General features: G+C 73.5%; 7 protein-coding genes and 1 riboswitch. Of the genes, 2 read left to right on the top strand and 5 right to left on the bottom strand.

Annotated elements, in window-relative coordinates; all coding sequences use genetic code 11:
• Positions 1 to 522 precede the first annotated feature (522 nt).
• Positions 523 to 1,467 carry a hypothetical protein gene (locus AB0E94_RS47970; protein ID WP_360341864.1) on the bottom strand — a complete coding sequence of 315 codons (945 nt, stop codon included), beginning with the start codon at positions 1,465 to 1,467 and terminating at the stop codon, positions 523 to 525.
• 3,771 nt (positions 1,468 to 5,238) lie between these two features.
• Between AB0E94_RS47970 and AB0E94_RS47965 the strand changes: the two genes are divergently transcribed.
• Together AB0E94_RS47965 and AB0E94_RS47960 are read left to right on the top strand one after the other, a co-directional pair.
• On the top strand, positions 5,239 to 5,760 hold the full coding sequence (locus AB0E94_RS47965) for a hypothetical protein (RefSeq protein ID WP_360341861.1): 522 nt from the start codon (positions 5,239 to 5,241) through the stop codon (positions 5,758 to 5,760).
• 178 nt (positions 5,761 to 5,938) lie between these two features.
• Positions 5,939 to 7,423, top strand: a complete 1,485-nt coding sequence (locus tag AB0E94_RS47960) for a glutamate--cysteine ligase (protein ID WP_360341858.1) — start codon at positions 5,939 to 5,941, stop codon at positions 7,421 to 7,423.
• Here the strand turns inward: AB0E94_RS47960 and AB0E94_RS47955 are convergent.
• The 4 genes from AB0E94_RS47955 to AB0E94_RS47940 form a co-directional block, all read right to left on the bottom strand.
• Positions 7,364 to 7,777: a cobalamin biosynthesis protein gene (locus AB0E94_RS47955; protein ID WP_360341855.1), complete on the bottom strand. Its 414-nt coding sequence runs from the start codon at positions 7,775 to 7,777 to the stop codon at positions 7,364 to 7,366. The genes AB0E94_RS47960 and AB0E94_RS47955 overlap by 60 nt on opposite strands.
• The gene (locus AB0E94_RS47950) at positions 7,774 to 9,114 is read right to left on the bottom strand and encodes a cobyrinate a,c-diamide synthase (protein ID WP_360341852.1); all 1,341 of its coding nucleotides are present in this window, start codon (positions 9,112 to 9,114) and stop codon (positions 7,774 to 7,776) included. The genes AB0E94_RS47955 and AB0E94_RS47950 overlap by 4 nt, the downstream gene beginning before the upstream one ends.
• Positions 9,108 to 9,707 (bottom strand): cob(I)yrinic acid a,c-diamide adenosyltransferase, encoded by a 600-nt coding sequence (gene cobO / locus AB0E94_RS47945; protein ID WP_360341849.1) that lies wholly within the window; start codon positions 9,705 to 9,707, stop codon positions 9,108 to 9,110. Before cobO ends, AB0E94_RS47950 begins: the two co-directional genes overlap by 7 nt.
• A 309-nt stretch (positions 9,708 to 10,016) precedes the next feature.
• The gene (locus tag AB0E94_RS47940; RefSeq protein WP_360341846.1) at positions 10,017 to 12,170 is read right to left on the bottom strand and encodes a VWA domain-containing protein; all 2,154 of its coding nucleotides are present in this window, start codon (positions 12,168 to 12,170) and stop codon (positions 10,017 to 10,019) included.
• A gap of 32 nt (positions 12,171 to 12,202) precedes the next feature.
• Positions 12,203 to 12,322, bottom strand: a riboswitch (cobalamin riboswitch).
• Positions 12,323 to 12,406: the final 84 nt, after the last annotated feature.

The raw sequence follows: 12,406 nt of genomic DNA, 5'->3' as shown, positions 1-12,406 counted from the left end.
GCCAGATCTTGCATGAGTCACTCGTAGATCACCGGTGCCGAACCCTACCGATACCAACCCCTCCCGGAACCGGCCCACCTATAGAAGCGTCGCTGCCAACGTGGAGAGCCATGCAAGATCTACAAGGCTGACTGGACGCGAATTCTTCGCGAATGCGACATTTCTGGCCTCGGGTCGTTGTCTCAGTCGCCTGCGTGACAGGTGCGATAGCCCGAAGGCTCGGCGGGAAGGCATCGCACAGCAGAGGGATTGACCCTGGATGCGGCGAAAGCCTTGAAGAAGCTTCCCCGGCGGGGAACGCGTGCAAGGTCCACGCGCTGGTGTGGACCTTGCACGATGACGCGTCCCGGGGACGCACCCCGGGACGCGTCCCCGGGACGTGAAAGATCTTTCAAGATCGCCGCGGGCGGGCAAAACGTGCAAGATCCCGAAGCGCCGCCGCACGCATGCCGGGACAAGCCGTGACCCCGATAACCGGCCACGGAACCCCGCCCACCTACAGAGACGTGGCGGGTGGCCTGGCTACTGCTGTGGGCGGCGGCCCGGCAGGCCGCTGGGCGCTGTCGACGGGTCCTCCAAGGTTGCCGGGACACTGGACTGGGCCGGCCGGGCCGGGGCCGGGGCGGCGCGGCCGGGAAGGCCGGACGGGGCGTTCTGTTCGTCGGCCGGGGCGCCGTCGGCCGGGGCTTTGTGCTGGCCCATGTCCGGGGCCTGCAACGGTGGCCGGGACGCGGCCTGCGGTGGAGCGTTGTGCTGACCCATGTCGGGGGCCTGTAAAGGACGGGGCGCGTTGTGCTGACCCATGTCCGGCGCCTGCAACGGTGAACGTGGGGCATTGTGCTGACCCATGTCGGGGGCCTGCAACGGTGAACGGGACGGGCGCTGAGCCCCTTCGGGCGGCGCCATCGGCGCGTTGTGCTGACCCATGTCCGGCGCCTGCAACGGCGAGCGCGGGGCATTGTGCTGACCCATGCCGGGCGCTTGTAACGGGGCGGGAGCGTTGTGCTGACCCATGTCCGGCGCTTGCAGCGGCGCCGGGGCGTTGTGCTGACCCATGTCGGGCGCTTGCAGCGGGGCCGGAGTGTTGTGCTGGCCCATGTCCGGCGCTTGCAGCGGGGCCGGGGCATTGTGCTGACCCATGTCCGGGGCCTGTAACGGTGAACGGGACGTCGTGGGCTGGGGTGCGGCCGGGTTCATCAGTGGGGGCGCGGTCAGGGGCTCGCCTGGCTGCGGGGCGGGCATCGCTGCCGGCGGCAGGGCTTCGGCCTGGTCCTGCGGGCCCGGGGCCGGGGGCCCTGCGAACGTTGCGGGCATCGGCGGGAGCTGCGACGCGGCGGGGGCGGCAGCGGGCGCGGGCGGGCGCGCCGAGCGGGTGAAACGGGGCGCGTCGAGTGGGCTGTTCTGCTGGCTGTAGAGCGGTGGCCGCCGCATCAGCTCGTCGACGTCGTCCGGCAGAGGCGCGGGCATGCCACCGAACGGTGCCTGGTTTTGCCCCGGCGCACTCCCGAACGGAACCTGACCCGTCCCGGAAGCAGGCGAACCCGGAACCGGCACACTCCCGAACGGAACCTGACCCGTCCCGGAAGCAGGCGAACCCGGAACCGGCACACTCCCGAACGGAACCTGACCAGGGCCGGAAGCAGGCGAACCCGGAACCGGCACACTCCCGAACGGAACCTGACCAGGGCCGGAAGCAGGCGAACCGGGAGCGGGCACACTACCGAACGACGGCTGGCCCGGGGCGGAGGCTGGTGAATCCGGAGCGGACATGCCACCGAACGTTCCCGGGACCGGGCCGGCTGACATGCCGCCGAATGTTGCCGATTCCTGTCCTGGAGGTGGCATCGTGCCAGGTCCCGGCATGACCGGCACGGCCGGCATCAGACCGGTCGCGTCGAAGCCGCCCGGGGCCGCCGTGCCGTTCGGTCCGGAACCGCCCGGCGTCGTGCCTCCAGGAGCCATGCCGCCGAATGTGGCACCGCCCGTATCGGCACCCGGCTGGAACGATCCGCCGGGCATGCCCGGACCCAAGCCACCCTGGCCGGGCGCTCCCGATCCGAAGGTGCCCGGACCAGGGCCGCCCGGACCGAAGCCGGCCTGACCAGGGACGCCCTGACCAAAACCACCCTGGCCCGGCCCGCCGGGCTCGAACCCACCCTGACCAGGTGCTCCCGGTCCGAAGCCGGCCTGGCCGAATCCGCCCTGGCCCGGGCCGTTCTGATCCGGTGCGCCTGGGCCGAAGCCCTCGCCGGGCCGGCTCTGTCCTGGCCGGTCCCGGCCCTGGTCGAAGGAACCTGATCCGGATGTGGCCAGGCCGGAACCACCCTGGCCACTCAAGCCCGGGATGCCCGACCCGAAGCCGCCCGGACCCGGCCCACCGGGTTCAAACCCACCCTGACCAGGCCCACCAGACTCGAAACCGCCCTGCCCAGGAGCGCCCGATCCGAAGCCGCCCTGACCCGGCGCTCCGGATCCGAAACGGCCCTGGCCCGGCGCCCCCGATCCGAAGCCGTCCTGACCGGTCGCGCCCGATCCGAAGCCGCCCTGACCGGTCGCGCCTGAACCGAAACCACCCTGACCAGGAGCGCCTGAACCGAAACCACCCTGACCAGGAGCGCCTGAACCGAAACCACCCTGATCAGGAACACCCGGGTCGCCCTGCCCGAATCTGCCGGGGCCGGGCATGCTCTGTCCGTCGCCGGGAATGCCCTGGCCGAAGCCCGGCCGGCCCGGAACGTCGTCTCCGGGAGCGGACTGTCCTGCCGAGTGCTGGCCGAAGCCGCCCTGGGAGAACGTTCCCGGGCCGCCTTCGCCGGGCTGGGCGCCGAAGGGAGCCGCGCCCGGCTCGTTGAACGGGGAACGGACGCTTGGCCCCGGACCCTCGCCGCCGGCCGTGAACCCGCCGCCGGAGATCGGACCGGCCGGGTCGCCTCCCGGGTAGGTGCCAGGCGGAAACGATCCGCCGGGGAAGCTGGTGCTCGCGCCGGGACCACCCGGCGCCGGGAAGGCCGGCCCAGCGCCCGGCCCGCCCGGCTGGTCGCCGCCGGGGTAGACACCGGAGACGCCCGGGGCGCTACCCGGCACAGCGGCACTGCCGGAGGCAACGCCACCGCCTGGGAACCCGGCGCCACCGGCAGGCCCGCCACCACCCGGAAATCCGGAACCACCGGGAAACCCGCCATCGCCCGGGAGCCCGGAACCACCGGAGTGCCCGGCACTGTCCGGAAGCCCGGAACCGCCTGGGACCCCGTAGCCGCCTGGAACCGCGGCGGTTCCGGAAGCCGGACCGGGAAACGGCGATCCCCCACCGGATGCTCCCGGCGACTGGCTGCCCGGGAAGAGGCCTTCGTGCGGCGGGAAGGACGACGAGCCCCGGGGAGGCTGAGCAGCGGGCGCATCGATGCCGGGACCGGTGAGACCGGCGCGGGACGCCAGGCTGCTTCGCGGCGACGCCGGGCCGGGGTAGGCCGCACCGCCCGGAGACGATCCGTCATGGGCCGCCCCCAGCCCGCCCGGAGCCGGGCCGGCGCCGTAGGACGCACCACCGGCGGCCGATCCGGAGTCACCGGGAGCCGCGCCCGCGATGCCCGGTGCAGCCGCTTCGGCGGGCGCCGGCCCGGTCTGCCCCGCGCCGGCGGGCCGGGCGCCCGGCGCGCCCAGGCCGAACGGGCCGGGCGGGATTCCCGGCGCCGAGTTGCTGTACGACGTTTCCGGAGGTGTGCCGCCGGCCAGGCCGGACGCCGCATGGTTCGTGCCCGGCAGAGGCATGCCGGAGTTACCGGCCGGGGTGGGCGCGGATTCGTCCTCGGCGATCAGCCACGGCGGGCGGGAGCCCTCGGCCGGTCCGGAACCGCCCGCCGGCCAGGCGCTGGTCTCCTCGGTCGCCCAACTCGGCGCGGACGGTTCGGCGGCTGGGGGACGCAGCCCGGACGGCTCGGCCGCCGGCCAGGGTCGTCGGCCCTCGGCTGCGCCGGCCGGTGTCCCGGCAACCCCGGGCGACTGCCACCCCCCGGGCGAACCAGAACCAGCCTCCGGCCCGCCGGGCTGCTGCCATCCACCGGACGAACCAGGACCGGCGTCAGGTCCACTCGCCTGCTGCCAGCCGCCAGACGAACCAGAACCAGCCCCCGGCCCACCGGGCTGCTGCCATCCACCGGACGAACCAGGACCGGCGTCAGGTCCACTCGCCTGCTGCCAGCCGCCAGACGAAACGGTGCCGGCCTCGGGCCCACCAGGCGACTGCCACCCACCGGGGGAAACAGAACCAGCCCCCGGCGCGCCGGGCTGCTGCCACCCACCAGGCGAAGCAGAACCGGCATCGGGCGCGCCGGGCTGCTGCCACCCGCCGGACGGGAGCGGACCTTCGTCCGGCGGCGGTGGCATCGAGACAGCTCCCCGCGCGGCTCCGAACTGGGATCCGCCGATGGCGCCGTCGCCGAAACCGGTCTCCCCGGAACGGAACCCGCCGCCCCCCGCACCGAGAGCGGCATCGCCGGGATGCGAACCGCCCGGAAGACCACCGGAACCCGGGGCGCCACTGGAGTAGTCACCGGGAAAGACGGCGCCCCCGAGCCCCGCGACGGCGGATCCGGGGTCGAGCGGCGTGCCCGAGAGTGGATTCTCGCCGGGGAACGCGCCGGTGGGCGTACCCGATGAAGGTCCGGCGGGGACAGCGGAAGCATGTGCGGACTCCTCGACCACCCATGGCGGTGGTGTGGGCGTGGCCGGCGGCATGAGGCCGGCCGAGGGCGGGGACCAGGCGGGGCGGGTCGCGGCGACCAGGCCGGAGGCCTCGGCGAGGCCGGCGGCGGCGAGGACCTCGGCGGCGGCCTGGGCGGTACGGCAGGGCAGCGGCTCGCCGCAGGCGGGGCACTCGGTGATGCCGTCGTGCGGGCCGAGCCCGCCGCCGTGTGCCTCGACCATCTTGGTCGCGGTTCGGGCCAGCACACTTTCCGGTTTGACGTAAGTCGATGCCATAGCCCGTTCGCCCCCATCCCCGGCCTGTCCACCTGCCGGGACGACACGGTGGTCCCGCCGGTTGTCTCGGCTCCGCTCCAGTTCACCCCTTCGGGGGTACCCGGAGGGTGGATTTCCCCAGATCAGTGCGGATCCGGGGCCGGGTGGGCGGAAATCGGGACAGGCTGCCGGAACAGGCGGTATGAGTGAGAGGAAATTCACTCACGGTATTGAGGCGTGTTCGCTCCGTAGCATGAAGGCACTTCCAGGAGGTGACCCCCCATGGACGACACCGAGCTGCACCGCGAGCGGATCCTCCGGCACGTCAGTCCGATCATCACCGGCCGCTTCGTCGGTTTCCAGACGTCCTACACCCGTGAGGTGCGCATCGGCCGGCCGGTCGCCCTCGCCGTCTTCCTGCTGGCCGGCATCGCCCAGCTGATCGGCTCCCTGTTACGGATGACCCCGGCCCGGCGCACCCTGAAGGAGCTGCGCAAGGGCCCGGAGTTCCTGGTGACGCCGGTCCGGATGCGTGACGACCTCGGGCAGATCTACGAGATCGAGATGCACGGGCAGCTGCCGCAGTCGGCGCTGCACCGCGGCGACCTGATCCAGGTGCGCACCGAGCCGCAGGCCGACCCGACGCTGCCGGTCCGCCTGATGCAGGTGGTGAACCTGACCACGATGCAGCCGCTGACGCCGCGCATCCCCACCCAGTGGTCGCACATGGGCCCGGCGCTGCTGTTGCAGGCCGCCGTCGGTGTGACGATCTTCGGCGCCGCGATGGCCGTCTGGCTGGGATGATTTTCCGCCCGCCGGGGTACGTACCGCGCCCATGAAAGATCGTTTGGACAACTGGCGAGAATGGACGGTCCGCACCGGGCGCTCCGCCATCGACAGCCGTCATCATGACGATGGGGGGCGGCGGCTACGGCGCCGCACGCTCCCCTGGCGTCTCTGACGGCTCGAAAGGTGGTGCGCGGTGGGCGAGAAAGTCGACCAGACCAATTTCACCCGCGAGGACCGGACCCGCTACCGGCAGAAGATCCGCCGTAGCCTCGACGTGTTCGCGACGATGTTGCGCGAGGCACGATTCGAGTTCGAACGTCCGCTGACCGGCATGGAGATCGAGCTCAACCTGATCGACGACCACGCCGATCCGGCGATGCGCAACGCCGAGGTGCTGGGCGCGATCGCCGATCCGGACTTCCAGACGGAGCTGGGACAGTTCAACATCGAGATCAACCTGCCGCCGCGGCGGCTGGCCGGCGACGACTTCGCCGAGCTGGAACGGGGCCTGCGGTCCAGCCTGAACCAGGCCGAACGGCGGGCCCGGGCGGCCGGCGCGCACATGGTCACGATCGGCATCCTGCCGACGCTGCGGCGCGAGCACCTCACCGGCGAGGCGCTCACCGTGAACCCGCGCTACCAGCTGCTCAACGAGCAGATCTTCGCGGCCCGGGGCGAGGACCTGGACATCCGCATCGACGGGGTGGACCGGCTGGCCGTCACCACCGACACCATCGCGCCCGAGGCGGCCTGCACCAGCACCCAGTTCCATCTCCAGGTGAGCCCGGCGCAGTTCGCCTCGTACTGGAACGCCTCGCAGATCGTCGCCGGCATCCAGGTCGCGCTGGGCGCCAACTCGCCGCTGCTGTTCGGCCGGGAGCTGTGGCGGGAGACCCGGATCCCGCTGTTCGAGCAGGCCACCGACACCCGCTCGGAGGAGATCCGAGCGCAGGGGGTACGCCCACGCGTCTGGTTCGGCGAACGCTGGATCACCAGCGTCTTCGACCTGTTCGAGGAGAACGTCAGGTATTTCCCGGCGCTCCTGCCGATCTGTGACATCCACGATCCGGCTGAGATCCTGGAACGCGGCGAGATCCCCGAGCTCAGCGAGCTGCGCCTGCACAACGGCACGGTGTACCGGTGGAACCGGCCGATCTACGCGGTCGTCAACGGGCGCCCGCACCTGCGGGTGGAGAACCGGGTGCTGCCGGCCGGGCCGACGGTCGCCGACACGATCGCGAACGCCGCGTTCTACTACGGGCTGGCCCGGACCATCGCCGAGGCGGAACGGCCGCTCTGGACGCAGATGAGCTTCCGGGCGGCCGAGGAGAACTTCCACAGCTGTGCCCGGCACGGCATCGACGCCACGGTCTTCTGGCCAGGTCACGGCACTCTGCCGGTCACCGAGCTGGTGCTGCGGTCGCTGCTGCCGCAGGCGTCGGCCGGGCTCGACCTGTGGGGTGTCGCGCCGGCCCACCGGGACCGGCTGCTCGGCATCATCGAGCAGCGCTGCCTGCGGCACCGCAACGGCGCGGCCTGGCAGGTGGAGACGCTGCACGCGCTGGAGAACCAGGGGTACGACCGGGACCGCGCCCTGCACGAGATGGTCCGCCGGTACCTACCGCTGATGCACGACAACATCCCGGTCCACGACTGGCCGGCCGCCGCCAAGGCCTGACCAGGCCAGAGCCACGGTCACGCCGTCCCGGGCGGTCTTCGGCAGGAGCAGCGCCGCCCCGGGACCGGCGGCCAGCAGCGCCGCGGCCTCGGCCACACTCGGGGCGCCGGTCGCGGCGGCCACCCGGGCGCTCGGGTTCGGGACCGGCCGGGCGGCCAGTTCCGCGGCGGTGAACCCGGCGACGCGCCACCCGAACCCGGCGGCCAGCTCCCGGACCCGCGGTTCGGCGGCCCGCCGGTCCACGGTGGCCAGCACCTCGATCCGGGCCGGTTCGACACCTGCCGCGGCCAGCACGGCGAGGACCGGCGCCGGTAGCGGGACCCCGCTGCGGGCGCCGAGACCGAGCACGATCACCGGGCGGCCGCGGCGACCAGGTTCCGGGCCAGCGACGGGACGCCCGCCCAGTGCAGGTGCAGGTAGGACGCGTGGACCGAGGCGGTGGCGAAGCCCTCCGGGTCGGCGCCGCGCCACGCCCAGGCCGCGCCACCCGCCGGGGACAGCAGCAGACCCGACCTCGGGTGCACGGTGGTGCGGTGGAACTCGTGGCCGGTGACCCGGGTGCCGGCCGGCGCCAGAGGGCTGTCGGCCAGCGCCACCGCGTCCCGGTAGCCGAGGGTCAGCGACGGGGTCATCACCGCCTCGGCGTCGAGCACCCCGCACATCGGCCGGCCGTCCAGGGTCCGGCACAGCCAGAGCAGGCCGGCGCACTCGGCGGCGATCACGCCCCGGAACGCGGCCACCTCGGCCCGCAGCTGCACGTTCTCGCTGAGCGCGGCGGCGTGCACCTCGGGGAAACCGCCACCGACCACCAGCGCGCGGGCGCCTGGTGGCAGGGCCGTGTCGTGCAGCGGGTCGAACGGCACGACTGTCGCTCCCGCTCCGGTCAGCAGTTCGGTCGTCTCCGCGTACGAGAAGGAGAAAGCCGGGCCACCGGCGACCGCGACGACCGGACCGCCCGGCACCGGGTCCTGCGACTCGGGGGTCCACGGCGTAGCCGTGAAAGGCGCCGCCGAACCGGCCACCGCGGCGACCGCGTCCAGGTCGACGGACGCCGCGATCAGATCGGCCATGGCGTCGACCGAGGCCAGCGCCTCGGCCCGGCGTTCGGCGGCGGGCACCAGCCCGAGATGCCGGGACGGCGCGGCGACCGCGTCGGCCCGCCGCAGCGCGCCGAGGACCGGCGTGCCGACCTCCTCGCAGGCGTCCCGGAGGATCTGCTCGTGCCGGTCCGAGCCGACCCGGTTGAGGATCACCCCGGCCATCCGCACGTTGCCGAAGCTGCGGAACCCGTGCACCAGCGCGGCGATCGACCGGCCCTGCGCGGCCGCGTCCACCACCATGATCACCGGTGCGTCGAGGAGCCCGGCGACCTGTGCCGTCGACCCGGACTCCCCGGCGCCGGTCCGGCCGTCGTAGAGGCCCATCACGCCCTCGACGATCGCCAGGTCGGCGCCCGCCGAGCCGTGCGCGAACAGCGGCCCGACCAGGTGCTCCCCCACCATCACCGGGTCCAGGTTGCGGCCCGGCCGGCCGGCGGCGAGCGCGTGATAGCCCGGGTCGATGTAGTCCGGCCCCACCTTGAACGGCGCCACCCGCACCCCGCGCCGCGCGAACGCCGCCAGCAGCCCGGTCGCCACGGTCGTCTTCCCGTGCCCGCTGGCCGGCGCCGCGATGACGATCCGGTTCACCATTCGATGCCCTGCTGCCCCTTGCGGCCCGCGTCCATCGGGTGCTTGATCTTGGTCATCTCGGTGACCAGGTCGGCCGCGGCGATCAGATCCGGGTGCGCGTCCCGCCCGGTGATCACCACATGCTGGGTGCCCGGCCGGTTCGCGAGCGTCTCGACCACGTCGGCGACGTCCACCCAGCCCCATTTCATCGGATAGGTGAACTCGTCCAGCACATAGAACTTGAACGTCTCCGCCGCCAGGTCCCGCTTGATCTGCGCCCAGCCCTCGGCGGCTTCCACGGCGTGGTCACGCTCGGTGCCGGCCCGCTGGATCCAGGACCAGCCCTCGCCCATCTTGTGCCAGGTGACGGGCGCTCCCCCGGCCTGCCCGAGAGCCTTGAGCGCGGCCTCCTCGCCGACCTTCCACTTCTCCGACTTGACGAACTGGAACACCCCGATCGGCCATCCGGCGCTCCACGCCCGCAGCGCCATCCCGAACGCGGCCGTCGACTTCCCCTTGCCCGGCCCGGTGTGCACGGCGAACACCGCCTGCCGCCGCCGCTGCCGCGTCGTCAGCCCGTCATCGGGCACGCTGGTCACTTTCCCTTGCGGCACAACCAAAACCTCCCTGTTCGGTACGGCCACTGCTCCCGCCGGAGCCGACCCCGTCCCGTCTCGTCCGGTACACGGGCTCGGCGCGGCTCCCGCCCCTCACCCTCCACCGGCACTCACCGTCACCCCAGACCGCCAGCCGTCGCCCACAACGGTCATCACACCCGCAAAACCCACGTGAGCGACGGCTCGCGGACCGACAACCGAAACCCGACCGCCAGCCGTCGCCCACAACGGTCATCACACCCGCAAAACCCGCGTGAGCGACGGCTCGCGGGAGGGGGGACGGTGAGCTCGGGGTGGCTGGGGGTGTCACGCGGCGCGCCGGTAGGCGCGGTCGGTGGCCGGAGCCGGGCTGGGCGCGGAACGGCGGGTGGTGGCGGCTTCCAGGTGGTCCAGCGGCATCACGTCGGCGGCCAGGGCGGCGGCCAGTTTGCGGGCCAGGCCCAGACGGATCGGGCCGGACTCGCAGTCGACCACCACCGTGGCCACACCGGAGAGCAACGGGGCCACGCGTAGCGGGTCCGGGCCGCTGGTCGCCCGGCCGTCGGTGACGATGATCAGCAGCGGGCGGCGGCGGGGGTCGCGGCGGCGTTCGGTGGCGATCGTGGTGGCGGCCGCGCGCAGGCCGGCGGCGAGCGGGGTCCGGCCGCCGGTGCGCAGTGCGGCCAGCCGCTGGACGCCCACCTCGTGGCTGGAGGTCGGTGGGAGCACGACGTCGGCTTCCGCGCCCCGGAAAGTGATCATCCCGATCCGGTCCCGCCGCTGGTAGGCGTCCCGCAACAGGGACAGCACGGCCGTCTTGACCAGGGTCATCCGCTTGCGCGCGGCCATCGAACCGGAGGCGTCCACCACGAAGAGCACGAGGTTGGCCTCCCGCCCGACATGGACCGACTCCCGCAGGTCCCGCGGCAGCACCCGGATCCCCCGCATCGCCTGATCAACAGCGGTCTGGTCCAGGGCCGCCCGGTCCAGGGCAGCCCGCAGGGTGGCGAACAGATGTGGGGCTCCGGCGAGTTTGCCCTGTGGGGGGCGGCTTCCCACCACCCGGCCGCGGCGGGCGAAAGCCGGTGAGCGACGGCCGGTGTGGCCGCCCTCGCCGCGGGCCGAGATGCGCAGCGTGCGGGGGCGGTAGGCCGGGCCGGCCGCAACGATCGCGCCGGGCCGGCCGGGGGCGCCGTCCGGAGACTGCGGGGCTTCGGACGGGTCGAACTCGCCGGACGGGGCCTCGGCCGAGGACCGGGAGCCGGCGGGCGAAGGACCGGAGGGCGGGGCGCCGGAAGGGCCGGCCTGATCAGGGGACGCGACGTCCGTACCGTCAGAAGGGCCGCCGTCCCGCGGGCCGTCACCACCGCCTGGTCCGTCCGGGTCCGGGTCCTCGTCGTCCTCGTCCTCGCCGGAGGAGTCGGCGGCGGAGTCGGCGGAACCGGCGGCGCGGTCCTGTTCGGCCTGGCGTTCGGCTTCGGCCAGGGCCTCGTCGAGTTTCTGCTCGTCGGTGCCGGGCGGGTCGAGCGGGTCGGTGCGGCGGCGGTGTGGCAGGGCGAGCCGGGCGGCGTCGGCCACGTCGCCGGCGGTGACCCGGTCGCGGCCGTGCCAGGCGGCCAGGGCCACGGCGCAGCGGGCGACGACGATGTCGGCGCGCATGCCGTCGACGCCGTAGGCGAGGCAGACCCGGGCGATGCGGTCGAGTTCGGCGTCGGGGAGCCGGACCGACGGCAGCTGGGCGCGGGCGGCGGCGATCCGGGTGGCGTATTCACGTTCGTCGGCGGCGAACCGGGCGGCGAACGCGTCCGGGCCGGCCTCGTAGGCGAGCCGCCGCCGGACCACCTCGGCCCGCTGGACCGCGTCGCGGGGCGCGGCGACCGTGACGACCAGGCCGAACCGGTCGACGAGCTGGGGGCGGGGCTCGCCCTCCTCCGGGTTCATGGTGCCGACCAGCAGGAACCGGGCGGCGTGTTTGACCGAGACGCCGTCGCGTTCGACGTGGGCCCGGCCCATCGCGGCCGCGTCGAGGAGCAGGTCGACGAGGTGGTCGGGGAGCAGGTTGACCTCGTCGACGTAGAGCAGCCCGCGGTGGGCGGCGGCGAGCAGGCCCGGCTCGTACGCCTTGACGCCGTCGTTGAGCGCCCGCTGGAGGTCGAGGGTGCCGACGACCCGGTCCTCGGTGGCGCCGACCGGCAGCTCGACGAGGTTCGCGGCCCGCGCCGCCGACGGCCCGCCCGGTGTGTGCGGGCCGTCGGGGCAGCCGGGGTCGGGCGCTGCCGGGTCACAGGCGAACCGGCAGCCGTGCACGACCTCCACCTGCGGCAACAGGCCGGCCAGGGCGCGGACCACGGTGCTCTTGGCGGTGCCTTTCTCGCCTCGGACGAGCACTCCGCCGACGGCCGGTGACACCGAGGTCAGCAGCAGTGCCAGGCGCAGGTCGTCGAGGCCCACCACGGCCGAGAACGGGTACGGAGTCGTCACCAGGATCCCTTCCGGCGGGTGTCCACGCCCGCGCGTCGGTTGTCACGAGCGGCCGGAGTTCCTGGCTCCCGGAATCGGTGTCCGGTCACAGTGGCGGGACCGTCCCGGATTCGCACCGGGTTCCTCCGCTTACCGCTCGCCGGTCACTCTTTCCTACCGGCCGGTGACCCGTCAACGCGGGGTCCGTCACGGCGGGCCCGCCACCGGCGGCGGCGCCGGAGAATGTTGCACGCGAG

This window comes from Actinoplanes sp. NPDC026670 (genome assembly GCF_040638175.1).
In the GTDB taxonomy this organism is placed as follows: domain Bacteria; phylum Actinomycetota; class Actinomycetes; order Mycobacteriales; family Micromonosporaceae; genus Actinoplanes.
Note: the sequence above shows the minus strand (reverse complement) of the source record. Positions and strands in the feature narration are given on the sequence as shown.

Coding starts and splice junctions, on each gene's coding strand:
- AB0E94_RS47965 (WP_360341861.1), top strand. CDS start 5,239: ATGGACGACACCGAGCTGCACCGCGAGCGGATCCTCCGGCACGTCAGT.
- AB0E94_RS47950 (WP_360341852.1), bottom strand. CDS start 9,114: ATGGTGAACCGGATCGTCATCGCGGCGCCGGCCAGCGGGCACGGGAAG.
- AB0E94_RS47970 (WP_360341864.1), bottom strand. CDS start 1,467: ATGCCCGCGCCTCTGCCGGACGACGTCGACGAGCTGATGCGGCGGCCA.